The organism is Rhizobium sp. UBA1881 (assembly GCF_002338015.1).
Taxonomy (GTDB): domain Bacteria; phylum Pseudomonadota; class Alphaproteobacteria; order Rhizobiales; family Rhizobiaceae; genus Rhizobium.
The window spans coordinates 51,954-66,433 of the sequence record NZ_DDHH01000057.1; the positions used below are offsets into that span (position 1 = coordinate 51,954).

Annotated in this window: 8 protein-coding genes; 1 reads left to right on the top strand and 7 read right to left on the bottom strand. The window is 63.4% G+C overall.

Annotated elements, in window-relative coordinates; genetic code table 11:
- Nucleotides 1-239: 239 nt before the first annotated feature.
- From B3605_RS05790 to B3605_RS05800, 3 genes are all read right to left on the bottom strand, one after another.
- Nucleotides 240-809, bottom strand: a complete 570-nt coding sequence (locus tag B3605_RS05790) for a hypothetical protein (RefSeq protein ID WP_112818886.1) — start codon at nucleotides 807-809, stop codon at nucleotides 240-242.
- 151 nt (nucleotides 810-960) lie between these two features.
- Nucleotides 961-2,208 (bottom strand): flavin monoamine oxidase family protein, encoded by a 1,248-nt coding sequence (locus B3605_RS05795; protein ID WP_113168276.1) that lies wholly within the window; start codon nucleotides 2,206-2,208, stop codon nucleotides 961-963.
- A 157-nt stretch (nucleotides 2,209-2,365) separates the two neighbouring features.
- Complete coding sequence (locus tag B3605_RS05800; RefSeq protein WP_296433249.1) at nucleotides 2,366-9,373, bottom strand: beta strand repeat-containing protein; 7,008 nt, start codon at nucleotides 9,371-9,373, stop codon at nucleotides 2,366-2,368.
- An 848-nt stretch (nucleotides 9,374-10,221) separates the two neighbouring features.
- Here B3605_RS05800 and B3605_RS05805 point away from each other — a divergent pair.
- Nucleotides 10,222-11,244, top strand: coding sequence for a mechanosensitive ion channel family protein (locus B3605_RS05805; protein ID WP_409457172.1), 1,023 nt, complete (start codon nucleotides 10,222-10,224; stop codon nucleotides 11,242-11,244).
- A 23-nt stretch (nucleotides 11,245-11,267) separates the two neighbouring features.
- Here B3605_RS05805 and B3605_RS05810 read toward each other — a convergent pair whose 3' ends face one another.
- From B3605_RS05810 to B3605_RS05825, 4 genes are read right to left on the bottom strand one after another with little or no spacing between them, the layout of a single operon-like run.
- Nucleotides 11,268-11,945, bottom strand: a complete 678-nt coding sequence (locus tag B3605_RS05810; protein WP_296433252.1) for a polysaccharide deacetylase family protein — start codon at nucleotides 11,943-11,945, stop codon at nucleotides 11,268-11,270.
- A gap of 2 nt (nucleotides 11,946-11,947) precedes the next feature.
- Entirely contained in the window at nucleotides 11,948-12,898 is a 951-nt protein-coding gene (locus tag B3605_RS05815; protein WP_113168273.1) for a glycosyltransferase family 2 protein, read from the bottom strand.
- 48 nt (nucleotides 12,899-12,946) lie between these two features.
- A complete protein-coding gene (locus tag B3605_RS05820; RefSeq protein WP_112818893.1) occupies nucleotides 12,947-13,219 on the bottom strand; it encodes an acyl carrier protein in 273 nt (90 codons plus the stop codon).
- A 44-nt stretch (nucleotides 13,220-13,263) separates the two neighbouring features.
- The gene (locus tag B3605_RS05825; protein WP_296433390.1) at nucleotides 13,264-14,466 is read right to left on the bottom strand and encodes a pyridoxal-dependent decarboxylase, exosortase A system-associated; all 1,203 of its coding nucleotides are present in this window, start codon (nucleotides 14,464-14,466) and stop codon (nucleotides 13,264-13,266) included.
- Nucleotides 14,467-14,480: the final 14 nt, after the last annotated feature.

Genomic DNA, 14,480 nt, shown 5'->3' on the forward strand with positions numbered 1-14,480 from the left:
CTGCAAAACTCCATCAGGCTCGTCCTACGTGGTTCGAAATGCACGCGTCAGGCACCGACGGAGGGAGACAGCACCTTAACGTCTCCAACCCTGGGCTGGGATATATCGCCAGCGGCAGCATTGTGGCAAGTGCTATTTTAGACAGATGAATAGCAGGCAAGGAGCGCGTCGCAGGCGCGACTTTGCGTCCGGAACCGAAGCGGAATTCCGTCCGTTGGCAGCTCTCAGCAACAACGAATTTAGAACGGGTTCGTCGTGGCGCTTTCGATCTTCACCGGCTTCTTGTTCGAGAGCCGCTCGATGCAGGACGCGTAGGTCGCATGCATAGGATAGATGCGCGAGGTCGGGATGACCCAGTCGGGTTCATTGCCCTGGAACGAGACGTTGATGTCGGCCATTCCGCTGAGTGCGGCGCGAATAATGCCCTGAACGCCGCCGGCATTGGAATTTCCGGGCAGGCTCCAGACGCGCAGGCTCTTGCCGTCGGCGCCGATGGCAGGCACTTCCATGCTGTTGCTTTTGCCGGTCACCGAAACCTTGGTGGCGAGATGATCAGGAAGCGACCACGCGTCGTTCTTGATCAGCCAGGACGCATCCTTCAGGCTTTCGCGGAACTCGACGGTCTTCCCGGTCATGCTGTCCCAAACCAGCGCGCAATAGGGCTCGCCGCCATTGTGGACATAGCCGATCGACCATTGGCGGGACGATCCGATCCAATCCTCGGTGGCGTTTGCAATCAGCGGCGTGCCCGCGCTGAAGAGAGCGGCAGCAAGAGAAACTCTCGCAGAAAGAACGGCGAACGGTCTCATTTTTCCGTACCTTTGTGCAACACGGCTTGGTCTTCAGGGGGGTATCCCTTGAACCGACTTTGTCGCACGAACAGGTTTCAAACCGATGAATCGCCACACTTGCCGCGGGTTCTGCGATTGCACGCCCGTGTGTCACCCAAGGACACATCTATCACGGTTTTAGCTGAAGCGCGGCGATGACTTCGTGTGCTGCGCGCTCGCCGCTTTGCAGCGCCCCATGGGCGGTCGAAAAGTCCGTGCTGTGCGTTGCTTCCCCGGCGAAGAACACGCGCTTGTCGTATGATCTCGCGAGCGTAAGGCGGGCGTCGGAGTGGCCGGGTAGAGCGTGGCTGTAGGCGCCGCCGATCGATGCCGTCCTGGTCCAGTCCGATGCGATGAGCGGGCGGAGATTGCGCCGGATATTGCTGCCGAACAGATGGGCGAGCTGATCCGTGGCGCGCGCGAATGCAGCTTCATGGCCGCGCTCCGCCACGCCGCGCGCGCCGGCACCGCCGAGAAAGCATTCGATCACGGGCTGGCCAAAGGGGCGGATATAGTAGCTGCCGGTCGATGCGTCGCGGGGATCGCCGATAAGATGCGTCTCGTCCTCGAAGGGAGCGGAGCCGATGATTTCAAGGAAGAGCTTCTCGTTGGCGCCAAGCGGCAAGCGGGCTGCCGCCTCTCGCCATGCATCCAAAACCGACGGCCAGCGGATCGTGTCGCCTGCCAGAATATTGGTGGAGATGGTGACGATGACCGCGTCAGCGCGCACGATGCCGACCGATGTCTTGATCTCGACGCGACCCCCATCGAGCCCAATCGCTTCAACGGGCGTCGAAAGCCTCACCGTTGCTTCGGCCGGTATGGCGGCGCTGACGAGTGCGCCGTAGCCTGTTGCGACGCGCCAGTTGAAGTCCGTCGAGGCTTCGTTGTAAGCCGCGTAGTCCTTGCAGGAAATGTGTTCGAGTTCGTCGCCGCTGATGTAGCCGCTGAGCGCTTGCAAGTAACTCGTCCAGCCGTCCGCCGGGTCGAGCGCATCGGCGGCGATGTCGGAAAGGGGCGGGGTGGCGGAGACGCGATCCGTCCACCGTTCGAAGGCGATATGGGCCCCATCGCGCTCGGATGGAGTGAAGCCGAGATCACGAAATTGCCCGCCCCAGGCGGACGGGCGGCGATCGACCGCGATGGCGATCTCGCCGGCGATGCGGGTCCAGGGATTTCGATCGCCGGAGTGAAGCCAGCCGCAGCCGAGATCGACGACGCTGCCCGCTGCCGTTTTCGTCCAAGCACGGCCGCCCTTGCGATCGAGAGCCTCGAGCACCAGTGTTTTCAGACCGGCCTTGGCGAGCGTTCGGGCCGCACCCGTGCCGGCCGCGCCGGCGCCAATGATCACAACATCGGGCTCTTCCATCATCGACATGGCCTAGGCGACTTTCCTTGCGGTCAACTGAATACGAACGTCTCCGCCACATGCTCCATAAATGGCTTGTCGATCAATGCCGTTTTCAGGCTCTTCTCTGAAACTACGAACCATTGCGGGCGCGGCATCGAATTCCGCCGCGCCCACAATCAGCTGCTTATCCCAGATAGGACATGATCACCGAGGCAACCTGAGACGATTCACTCGTGTCCGGCGATGCTGCGGCCGAGGTCGTTGTCTCCGACGGCGTGGTGGCCGTCGTCGTGGTCGTTGTCGCGGCGGCGGCGCTTGCGCCAGAGAGCGGGCCGTTGGTCAGCGCCTGCACCTGGGCAGAGGTCATCGCGTTGATCTGAGCCGGCGTGAAGGCTTCGGCCTGGCTCACTGTCAGCGCGCCGAGCGCTCTCGTGCTCAAGCCCGAAACCGCGCTGGAGCTGAGCGCGATGATGCTCTCGGGCGAGAAGCCTGCCAAGTCATCCGGACCAAGGGCTGCGGCCTGAACCACATTGAGCGCGCCGATCTGGGTGGTCGACAGCATCCCGATCTGCGCCGTGCTCATGGCCGCGACCTGGCTATAGCTGAGCGCCGCCACCTGGCCCGTGGTCAGTGCCGCGATGTCGCTCGACGGCAGGGTCGAAAACAGCGCCGTCGTCAGCCCCTTGATCGAACCTGGCGTGATGGCCGCGAACTCCTCGGTCGATAGCGTCTGCAGCTGGCCACTCGTCAATCCTGCAAGCCCGGTCGAGCTCAGGGCCGCGATCTGGTCAGTGGAGAAGGTGCTGAACTGATCTGTGCTCAGCGCGTGAATCTGATCGCTGGTCAGGCCTGAAACCCCAGAACTTCCCAGAGCCGCGATCTCCTCGGTGGAGAGTGATGCGATGAAGTCCGTCGACAGTCCCTTCATGGCGCCAGAGCTGATCGCCGCCAACTTGGCGGGTGTCAGTGCGTCCAGGCTGGACGAAGTCAGACCCTTCAGCGCATCCGAACTGAGTGCCGCGATCTGGCTTGTGGACAGCCTTTCCATCTGGTCGACGTTGAGCGCGCCGGCCTGGGTGCTGCTCAAGCCGGCAATCCCCTTCGCGCTCAGCGCCGCCACCTGCTCGACCGAGAGCACGGCGATATCGCCGGTGCTGAGCGCTGCGATTTGGGCCGAGCCCAGCGCTCCGATCTGGCTTGTCGACAGCATCTCGACCTGGCTTGTGCCTAAGGCAGCGATCTGGGCGGTGGAAAGACCGGCAATGCCGGCTGTGCTCAGCGCGCCGATCTGCTCGGCCGAAAGCGAGGCGATCGTCGCCGGTGACAGCCCGGAGATCGCAGCAGAGCTGATCGCGGCGATATCGGCCGTCGAGAAGCTGTCGAGATCATCCGTTCCGAGTGCCGCGATCTGCTTGGAGCTCAGCGCGCCCACCTGCAGGCTGGTCAGCGCTTCTGCCTGATCGACGCTGAGTGCGGCGATCTGGTCGGTGCTGAGGCCGGCGATGCCTGCGGTGCTCAGCGCCGCGATCTGGCTTGGCGAGAGCGAGGCAAGGGCTGCTGTCGAAAGGCCGGAGATGGCCGACGAGCTGATCGCGGCGATTTCGGCCGTGGTGAAACTGTCGAGATTGTCTGAGGTCAGAACCGCGACCTGCCGCGAGGAGAGGGCACCGATCTGGATGCTGGTCAGCGCTTCCATCTGGTCGCTATGCAGTGCGACGAGCTGGCCGGTCGAGAGCCCCGCTATGCCTGCCGTGCTCAACGCCGCGATCTGTTCCGGCGAAAACGCGCTGATGTCGGCTGTGTTCAGCGCCGCGATCTGCTTGGAGGTCAGCGCGCCAACCTGGGAGGTCGTCAGTGCTTCCACCTGGTTGGTGCGCAGCGCGCCGATCTGGTCGCTGGTGAGGCCTGCAATGCCGGTGGGGCTAAGGGCCGAGATCTGGTCGCCCGAAAGCGAGGCCAGCGCTGATGTCGAAATGCCTGTTATTGCGCTGGAGGTGATCGCGGCCATGTCGGCGGTGCTGAAACTGTCGAGATCATCGGTTCCGAGTGCAGCGATCTGCTTCGAGTTCAGCGCGCCTACTTGAACGCTGGTGAACGCCTCGACCTGGCGCACGCTGAGCGCACTGATCTGATCGCTGGTCAGGCCCGCGATCCCCGCCGTGCCGAAGGCGGCGATCTGGTCGATCGAAAGCGCCGCGATACGGTCGGTGGCAAGGGCGGCGACCTGTTTGGAGCTCAATGCGCCGATCTGCGCTGTTGTCAGCACCTCCACCTGGTTGGATCCGAGCGCGGCCATCTGGCCGCTGGAGAGACCGGATATCCCAGCCGAGCTCATGGCGACTATCTGTGCGGTCGACAGCGCGCTGATCGCGGCGGTCGAAAGGCCAAGGATCGCGCCCGAGCCGATGGCGGCGATGTCCGCGGTGGAGAAGTGCGAGAGGTCGTCCGTGCCCAGGGCGGCAATCTGCCTCGAGTTCAGGGCGCCGACCTGCAGGCTGGTCAGGGCCTCGGTCTGATCGGTGCTCAATGCCGCAATCTGGTCGCTGCTGAGGCCCGGTATGCCCGCCGTGCTCAATGCCGCGACCTGGGCGGTCGTCAGTGATGCGAGGTCGTCGGTGCCAAGCGCTCCGATTTGCCGCGAGCTCAAGGCTGCGATCTGGCTCGTCGTCAGCGCGCCGATCTGGTCGCTGCTGAGCGCGCTGATGAGATCGACAGTCAGGCCGGCGATGCCAGCAGTGCTGAGCGCCGCGATCTGGCTCGTCGTCAGCGTCGCGAGTGCGGCTGCCGACAGGCCGGCGATGGCGCCGGAGTTGATCGCGGCAATGTTCTTCGCCGACAGGATGGCGATATCGTCGGTGCTGAGAGCCGCCGTCTGCTTCGAGCTCAGGGCTCCGATCTGCGCTGACGTCAACGCTTCCACCTGATCGGTCCGCAGCGCCGAGATCTGCCCGGTCGTCATCCCCGTGATCGCTGCCGTGTTCAGCGCCGCGATCTGGCTCGCAGAGAGCGCCGCGATCGTGCCGGTCGAAAGGCCGGCGATGGCGCCGGAGCCGATGGCCGCCATATCCTTGGTCGAGAAGGTTGCAATGTCATCGGCGGTGAGGGCGGCAAGCTGCGAGGAGCTCAGGCCGCTGATCTGGCTGCTGGTCAGCGCTTCCGCCTGGGCGGTACTGAGTGCCGCAAGCTGCTGGGTGGTCAGACCTGCAATCGCATTCTTGCTCAGCGCGGCGATCTGCGCTGTGGTCAGGGCCCGGATCGTATCCGTCGACATTCCCCCCAGCGCGCTTGACGTGATCCCGGCTATATCCTTGGTGGAGAAGGTCACGACATCCTCAGGTCCGAGGACCGAGAGCTGGCTGGAATTCAGCGTTCCGACCTGGTTGCTGGTGAGCGCCTCCGCCTGTGCGGTCGAAAGCGCCGCCAGCTGCTGCGAGTTCAATCCCGCGATCCCGCCAACCGAGAGAGCGGCGATCTGTGCTGTGGAGAGTGCCGCTATGTCGTCCGTGCGCAGCGCGCCGACCTGAGAGGAGCTGAGGGCTGCCATCTGCTTGGTCGAAAGCGCCAGGATTTGTGTGTTGCTGAGGGCCGCGACCTGGCTGGTCGACAGGCCGGAAACGCCGGACGAGCTCATGGCCGCCAGCTGCTGGGTGGTCAGTCCGGCCATGTCGCCGGTGCTAAGCCCCGCGACCTGCTTGGTAGTCATCGCGGCGATCTGACTGGTGCTGAGCGTGTGCAGCTGCGCGCTGTTCAGCGCGTCGACCTGATCGGATGTCAGACCCGTGATGCCCGCTGGCGTCAGGAAGGCGATCTGGTCGGTGGAGAGAACGCTGACATGGTCGCCGAGTGCTGCGACCTGCGCCGATGTCAGCGCCTTCACCTGTGCGGTCGAAAGCTTGGCGATCTGGTCTGTGCCGAGTGCTGCGACCTGGGTGCTCGTGAGGCTCGCAAGAGCGCTGGTGCTCAGCAACGCGATCTGAGCGGTGGTTAGGCCTGCAACCGCATCAGTGCCGAGGCCGGGCAAGCCTTTGTTGGTGATTGCCGCGATATCGGCGGTCGAGAAGGTCGCGATGTCCTCAGCAGAAAGCGCTGAGAACTGCAGCGATGTCAGAGCCGCCACCTGCACGGGCGACAGCGTCTCGATCTGCGACGTGCTCATCGCGCCGATCTGCAGGCTGGTGAGGCTCGCGATCGCGCTGGTGTTGAGCGCTGCGATCTGCTCGTTCGTCAGGCCTTCGATAGCGTCGCCGCTGAGGCCCGAGATGGCCTTGTTGGTGATCGCGGCGATATCGGCGGTGGAGAAGGTGGCGATATCATCGGCGCCGAGTGCGGCCATCTGCGCGGAGCTCAAAACCTTCACCTGCGCCGGCGACAAGGCTTCGACCTGTGCTGTGCTGAGAGCGCCGATCTGGTCGCTCGTCAGGCTCACGACCGCATTCGTGCTCATGGCCGCGATCTGGGCGGTTGAGAGCGTTGCAAGCACGTCCGTACTCAGGCCCGGCAGCGCCTTGTTGGTGATCGCGGCGATATCGGCGGTCGAGAAAGTCGCGATATCGCCGGCGTCGAGCACGCCAAGCTGCAACGAGGTCAGCGACATCACCTGCAGCGGAGACAGAGCTTCTACCTGCGCCGAGCCGAGGGCGTCGAGCTGATCGGTCGTCAGGCTGGCGATCGAGGTCGTGCTCAAGGCCGCGATCTGGGCGGTGGTGAGCGCCGCGACCTGGTTGGTGCCCAAGGTGGAGATCTGCAGGGTCTTCAGCGCGTTGACCTGGGCGGTCGTGAGTGCGCCGATCTGCCCCGAGGTCAGGCTGGACATGTTGAGGCCGGGGATCGCCTTGCTCGAGAGCGCGGCGATATCGGCCGTCGAGAAGGTTGCGATGCCGTCTTCGCCAAGCGCCGAGAGCTGCAGCGAGCTCAGCCATGCCACCTGCGCCGGGGTGAGCGCCTCGACCTGGCTGGTGTTCAAAACCGCAAGCTGTGTCGTCTTCAGCGCGCTGACTTGCGCGGTCGTCAGCGAAGCAATCTGGCCGGTAGAGAAAGTGGCGATGATGTCTGTGCTGAGACCCGGTATGGCCTTGCTGGTGATCGCCGCGATATCGGCGGTCGAGAAGGTCGCCATGTGATCGGCATCGATCGCTGCGAGCTGTACGGAGGTCAGCGATGCGACCTGTGCCGGTGTCAGCGCCTCGACCTGATCGGTGCTGAGTGCCGCGATCTGGCCGCTCGTCAGGCGTGGGATCGCCGTCGAGTTCAACGCCGCGATCTGGGCGGTGGACAAGGTCGGGATGATATCGGTGGTCAGGCCGTTTATGGCCCTACTGGTGATGGCGGCGATATCGTCGGTGGAGAAGGTTGCGATGTGCTCGGCGTCGAACACAGCTAGCTGAACCGAACTCAGCGCCTTTACCTGCGTCGGCGACAACGCTTCCGTCTGGTCGGTGGTCAGCGCGGCCAGCTGGTCTGTTCCGAGGTTCGCGATCTGCGCGGTGGACAGCGCCGCGATCTGCGCGGTCGAGAGCGAATCCATGTTGAGGCCGGTGAAGCCCTTGCTGGTTATCGCGGCGATATCGGCTGTCGAGAAGGCTGCGATATCGTCGGCACCGAAGGCCGCGATCTGCGCCGCGCTCAACGCCTTGACTTGCGCGGGCGTCAAGGCCTCGACCTGCTCCACGCTCAGCGCGTCGATCTGTTCGGTCGTCAGGCTGGCGATTGCGGCCGTGCTCAGCGCCGCGATCTTTGAGGTCGAAAGCCCTTCCAGCTGCCCTGTGCTGAAGCCAGCGATCTGTGCGCCGAGCGAGGTGATCTGGCTGGTCGAGAACGACGCGATCTGGTCTGCACTCAAGGCTTCGAGCTGGCTGCCGGTGAGGTTGGCGATCAGGCTCGTGGACATGGCGGCGATCTGAGCCGATGAAAGCGCGCCGAGCGCATCCGTGCTCAGTCCCGACATGGCGCGGCTGGAAATCGCGGCGATCGCGGCGGTCGAGAAGGCTTCGATATCGGCGGCGTCGAGTGCGGCGAGCTGCCCGGAACTCAGCGCCTTCACCTGTACCGACGATAGCGCCTTGAATTGTTCGTCGTTCAAGGCCCCGAGCTGCTCGGTCGTCAGGCTCGCGATCGAACCAGTGCCGAGGGCGGCGATCTGCACGGTTGACAGCGCCGCGATGGAGCCCGGGCTGAGGCCCGCGATGGCCTTGCTGCTGATGGCTGCGATATCGGCGGTCGAAAACCCAGCGATGCCGTCCTGGTTGAGAACGGCAAGCTGGTCGGAGGTAAGTGCCTTGACCTGCTGCGGCGTGAAGGCTTCTACCTGTTCGGGGCTGAGAGCTCCGATCTGTTCGGTTGTGAGGCTCGCCAGCGCGCTGGAGCTGAGCGAGGCGATATGGGCTGGCGAGAACGCTTCGATCTGGCCGATATCGAGCGAGGCGAGCTGCGCCGTCGTCAGCGTGTTCGCCTGGGCCGTCGTCAGCGCCGCGATCTGTTCGGGCGACAAGGCCGACAGGTTCAAGCCCTTCATGGCCTTGGTGTTGATCGCGGCAATATCCTCGAGCGACAGCATGGCTATGTCATCGGGTCCGAGTGCTGCCAGTTGCGCAGACGTCATTGCCGCCATCTGCGCCGGTGAAAACGCTTCGACCTGGTCGGCGCTCAATGCGCCGATCTGGCTGCTCGTCATCGACGCGACAGCGCTCGTGTTCAAGGCTGCGATCTGATCGGGAGAAAGAGCCGCGAGTGCCGCCGTCCCGAGACCCTGGATGGCCTTGGTGATGGCGGCGATATCGGCGGTCGAAAAGGTCGCGATATCCTCGGGGCTGAGTGCCGCGAGCTGCGCGGTGGACAGCGCCTTGATCTGGTTCGGGGTCAGGGCTTCCGACTGCTCGGTCGTCAAGGCGCTCAGCTGCGACGTGGTCAGGGCGGAGACCTGGACGGATGTCAGGCTCTCGATGGCATATTTGTTGAGCGCGTGCAGCTGATCGAAGGTGAAGCCGACGATGGAAGTCTTAGCGATTGCGCTGAGCTGCTGCGAGTTCATCGCCTCGACGTCCTCGACGTCGAGCGCCGCGATCTGAGAGGACGATAGGGCCTTGACCTGGGCCGTGGATAGCGACGCGATGTCGTCGGTTGTCCATGCTGCGACCGCCGCGGACGAGAGGGATCTGATCTGCGTTATCGTCAGCGTGGATGCAACCGTCGTCATGCTCATCAATCCCAAGTGTTCAAATGGCGTCAATAAAAAGCCGGGTCGAAATTCCGATAGCGGCCGGCAGGCGGCTTCCGGCCCCAAGGTCTGAATGAAGAATCGGTCACCCAAGCCCGCGCAGCTATGAGCCGCAGAGTAGGTTGTGTGGCTTGTCCGAACCTGAAATTGTAGGTGGTCTCCCCCCAACGGGGGGTGCCCGCTGTCGACAAGAAGGCTAGGTCGCCGGCCTTGCCCGCAGCTGGTGTCGTGCTGCGTCTTAGCGCGGGCACTATCAGCGACTGCGAAAATGCAAGAGGCCGGTGATTTCACACATGTCCAAAATTATCACGAGATTGTCACATGCCGGAATCACGGCTCTACTACACGGCGACGCAAAGCGAATAGGATTTGCGCATGCCAAAAAGTGGACGAATGAACGTGTATGGGACGGTTCTCTCCGTACCCTGCATCTTTACCGAGAACGATAACGGCAGAACGATCCGCGGATGTCCGCGATTCCTCGCGCTCGTGGCCGGAAAACAGAGTATCCGACTGCTCGATACGATTAGCGGCAGATCCACGCCGATCGCACTTCACCGCATCGATCGACGCGGCAGAGCCCGGTTTCGCTGGCTCTGACGTCACGTTGAGACCGGGGCTTTTCTGTCTAAAGCGCGGTGCCTCCCGCAAGCGCGACCGGTCACGACAAGGATGATTTTCACCGCCTCGACCTTTCCTATGCTGCATTGCACTCTAGCTGATGTCGTATGGAACGTTTCATTCTCCACTTTCAGGAGGCAACAGCGTGGCTGCCCGCTTGGCTTGTAAGCATCGGTGTCCTTGCCGCTGCACTGGCCATGGGTTTGATGATCCATCGTCTCGCTTTTCGCTTTCTGAGCGGCGTGGTCGAAACGCGGGATTTGTTCTGGCGATCGCTGGTCTCGCGCGGCCGCCGGCCGCTTAGGCTCAGCATTCTGACCCTCACGCTGTCGCTCGGCGCCACGATCGCGCCGCTAACGACGCCGCAGGCGGAGTTCATCCGCCACATCCTGCTCTTGGGTTTCATCGCCGTCGTCGGCTGGATCACCAAGACCACACTGCACATCTGGATGACGGTCTATCTGCGTCGCTTCAAGCTCGACGCCGAAGACAATCTGCTGGCTCGTACCCACGTCACCCAATCGCGCATCGGCGAGCGTATCGCCGCCTTCATGATCGTCGCGATCACCATCGCGGCAGGGTTGATGACCTTTCCGGCCGTGCAGCAATATGGCGTCAGCCTGCTCGCCTCGGCGGGCGTTGCCGGCATCGTGCTCGGCCTCGCCTTGCAGCCGGTATTAAAGAATGTCTTTGCCGGCATCCAGCTTGCGATCACGCAGCCTATCCGCATAGACGACGCGTTGATCGTTGAAGGCGAGTGGGGCAATGTGGAGGAGATCACGTCTACTTATGTCGTGGTCAAGCTCTGGGATTGGCGAAGGCTGATCCTGCCGCTCAGCTATTTCATCGAGAACCCTTTCCAGAACTGGACACGAGAGAGCTCCTCGCTGATCGGTACCGTCATGATCTATCTCGATTATTCGGTGCCGGTTTCCGTTATCCGCACGAAGGTCGAGGAAATAGCCGCCGCCTCCAAGCTGTGGGACAAGCGGGTGGTCGCCGTGCAGGTCACCGATTTCCGCGAAAACGTCATGGAAATCCGCATCCTCATCTCGGCCTCCAATGCGCCGAAGACCTTCGACCTGCGCTGCGAGATGCGCGAGAAGATCATCGACTTCGTGCAGCGGGAATATCCGGCAAGCTTGCCGCGCGTGAGGGCCGAGGGGGCGGCCAACCTCAATGGCGTGATGGGAGCCGAAGCGGCGGTTCGGGCCTCGGCGCAATCCTGACTGCTGGGGGCCGCGCTAGGGGGTCAGACCCATTGCTTCAGCTGCATGCGGGCCGCTCTCCGCAGTCGGCTCATGGCGGGCATGTCTCCCGACAGCACGTCGCTCAGCGCTTCATCCGTCGTGTCGGATCGAACCGAGGTTCGGGCCTGAAGGAACGCAGCGGAATCGGCGCTCCCCTTGTCGCTGGAATAGGCGCATCTGTATCCCGCACGCCGCAGCCGCGACAAAACGGCGGCGTTGTATCGGCCGAAGGGGATGGACGCGTCCGTGATCTCGAAACCGCACACCTCTTCCAGCACGCTCTTCGACGTCTTCAATTCCTCGTCGAGTTCGGCCGGGGCAAGGCTCGACCAGTCGCGGTGGGCGATGCCGTGGCTGCCGATGGGCATGCCCATGTCAACAAGCGCGCTGATATCGGCCTTGTCCAGCGATCCCGGCTCGCCGATCCGGCCGGTCAGCACAAAGAACCGCGCCGTCAGGCCACGCTTGGCGAGCGCAGGTGCTGCGATCGTGAGGTCGGAGGTGTTGCTGTCGTCGAAGGTGATCGCCAAGGCGTCGCGGTCGGGGTGATCGGCGATACGGTCGAGCATGTCGTTGAACCGCGCGACACTCAGCCAATAGGGGGCCTCGCCCGGTTCCAGCGGCCGTTCAGGCTCGCCGATGCCGTGAAAGTTGATGATCCGGAGCGCCGTCCTTGCCATTCTCAGCTCCGGCGGATCGCCATGAATTCGGTCGGCGATTTCAGCGGCATCAGTGCGCTCGATAGCGCCGCCCGGTGCGCCGCTCCCCGCCAGCAGCGGATCGCCTGCCCGAGTGCAATGCCCAGCCTGAAGAGCGATGTCTGCAGTGCATTGTGGTGGCGGCCGTAGTAGCGGATGCGATTGGCGGTCATCAGTGCGAAGAGACGCGCATTTCGGCCGCTGCCGCCGCTTTCATGCATGACCTGCGAGCGCGGTTCGAACACCACCTCGAAGCCGGCCTCGCGAACGCGCCGGAGATAATCGACCTCCTCGCTGTAGAGAAAGAAGGATTCGTCCCAAGCACCGATCAAGTCCCGCACCCGCGCGGATACCAGCAGCGCTGATCCCGTCGCCCATTCCACGGTGCCGCTGCGGCCGTAGCGCGCCTCGCCGCCGATGACTTCTCCGAGACCAACGCGCATCGCAAGCGTACCTCCGAGCAGAGCATCGGCCCAGGCCGTCATAATCGACGGCTCGCGCCGGAGCGTTGGATCGACCCGACCTTCTTCGGTGTAGTTGAGCGGAACAACAACGCCGGTTGAAGTCTTTTCAGCCCGCTCAATAAGCGGTCGCGCCGCGTCGGGGTAGAGCCTGAGATCGGGATTAAGGATGAGCAGATGCGATCCCGGATGCGCCCGCGCCGCCGCCGCATTGATTGCAGCCGCATAGCCGGCATTGTAGCCCATGCGGATCACGGTCGGCGAAACCGGATGCGCTTCGGCCAGCTCCGCCGATCCGTCCTTGGATTCGTTGTCGGCGATCAGGACCTCGAAGCGGTCGATGCCGGCAAGACCCGCCGGGATCGAATCGAGCAGCGGCGGCAGCGCTCCCGCGCTGTTATAGGTGACGATAATGACGGAGAGCGCCGGCGAAGCCCCTTCCGTATCGCGCGTGATCGGACGATCTCGTTCCATGACTGCCAATTTATCCCCCACCGTTGATTGGCCGCGAAGCCACGGTTGCTAGTGAAGCTGCTTGCGATCAATGAGGCTGCGGTCAACGAACTGCGCCAGCGATCCGACGGTTTCGAACACCTCGCCGGTGAAATCGCTATCGTCGATCTGGAAGCCGAAACGCTCTTCGAGCGCGGCCGCAAGGCTCAGCACAGCGAAGGAATCGAGCTCCGGAATGTTGCCGAGTAGCGGCGTTGCGGCGGTCTCGATCCGATCCCGGTCTTCGATGCCGAGCGTTTCGATGATGACGTCCTTGACGGCCTCGAAGGTAGACGAATTCATGATAGCCCTCTTAATGTTGCCGGCTACCCGCCGGTGAAATCAAATCAGACAAGAACTTCCACCGGCATCGGATGCCCGAGGAACGCCGTCGGACTGGCGGTCAGGCCATAGGCCCCGGCCTGGAAGATGACGACGAGGTCGCCGATCTCGGCCGGCGGCAGCATCACGTTGTCGGCAAGCAGATCGAGCGGCGTGCACAGACAGCCGACGACGGAGACTGCCTCGCGCTCGCTTTCCTGCACCCGGTTGCCGATCACGACAGGATAGTTGCGGCGGATGACTTGGCCGAGATTGCCCGATGCCGCCAGCTGATGATGCATGCCGCCGTCGACCACCAGATAGGTGCGCCCGCGCGACACCTTTCGGTCGACCACGCGCGTGACGTAGACGCCGGCTTCGCCGACGATGTATCGGCCGAGCTCGATCGTTACGCGCGCATCGGGCAGCTGCGGCCGGATTTCGCCTTCGATCAGCTCCTTTAGCTTGGCGCCGACGGGCACCAGATCGAGCGGCTGATCCTTCTCGGAATAGGGAATACCGAAGCCCCCGCCGAGGTTCAGATAGCGAACGGGCCACGGCGATTGATCCGCAAGCCCCATTAGCAGCGCGACGTTGCGCGTCAGTGCTTCGCACAGGATATCGGCGTGCAGGTTCTGCGAGCCGGCGAAGACGTGAAAACCGAGGAGATCGAGATCGGTGACACGGAGCGTTTGAAGGAGATCCGGAACCTGCTCGACATCGATGCCGAACTGCTGCGGGCCGCCGCCCATGCGCATGCCGGAGCCCTTGACCTGGAAATCCGGATTGACGCGCAAGGCCACGCGCGGCCGGATGCCGAGCTTGTGGCCGATATCGGTGACGCGGGCTGCCTCGTTGGTCGATTCCATCTCGATTGTCACGCCCGCCGCAACGGCCTGCGTCAGCTCCGCCGTCGTCTTCCCGGGACCGGCGAAGCTGATGTTGTTTGCCGGTACCGGCGTGTCCAGTGCCGCCTTCATCTCGTATGCCGAGGCGACGTCGAATGCGTCGACGAGGCCGGCGAGATGCTGGACGACGGCCGCCATCGGGTTGGCCTTCACCGCGTAGCTGAGCTTGACGTCGGCGGGCAAAATCGAGCGGAGATAGCCGATGCGCGAGGTGATCAGGCCCCGGTCATAGGCGAAGAACGGCGTCGATCCGACACGCTCGGCCAAGCGATCCAGTGGTATGCCGCCCACGGCCATACAGCTTCCGACCGGCTCGAACATGGAAATGGAAGGGT

What these genes read in the sequence shown, in the direction of transcription:
- B3605_RS05820 (WP_112818893.1), bottom strand. Translation starts at nt 13,219, where the DNA reads ATGAATTCGTCTACCTTCGAGGCCGTCAAGGACGTCATCATCGAAACG.
- B3605_RS05825 (WP_296433390.1), bottom strand. Translation starts at nt 14,466, where the DNA reads ATGTTCGAGCCGGTCGGAAGCTGTATGGCCGTGGGCGGCATACCACTG.
- B3605_RS05815 (WP_113168273.1), bottom strand. Translation starts at nt 12,898, where the DNA reads ATGGAACGAGATCGTCCGATCACGCGCGATACGGAAGGGGCTTCGCCG.
- B3605_RS05790 (WP_112818886.1), bottom strand. Translation starts at nt 809, where the DNA reads ATGAGACCGTTCGCCGTTCTTTCTGCGAGAGTTTCTCTTGCTGCCGCT.
- B3605_RS05805 (WP_409457172.1), top strand. Translation starts at nt 10,222, where the DNA reads ATGATCCATCGTCTCGCTTTTCGCTTTCTGAGCGGCGTGGTCGAAACG.
- B3605_RS05800 (WP_296433249.1), bottom strand. Translation starts at nt 9,373, where the DNA reads ATGACGACGGTTGCATCCACGCTGACGATAACGCAGATCAGATCCCTC.
- B3605_RS05795 (WP_113168276.1), bottom strand. Translation starts at nt 2,208, where the DNA reads ATGTCGATGATGGAAGAGCCCGATGTTGTGATCATTGGCGCCGGCGCG.
- B3605_RS05810 (WP_296433252.1), bottom strand. Translation starts at nt 11,945, where the DNA reads ATGGCAAGGACGGCGCTCCGGATCATCAACTTTCACGGCATCGGCGAG.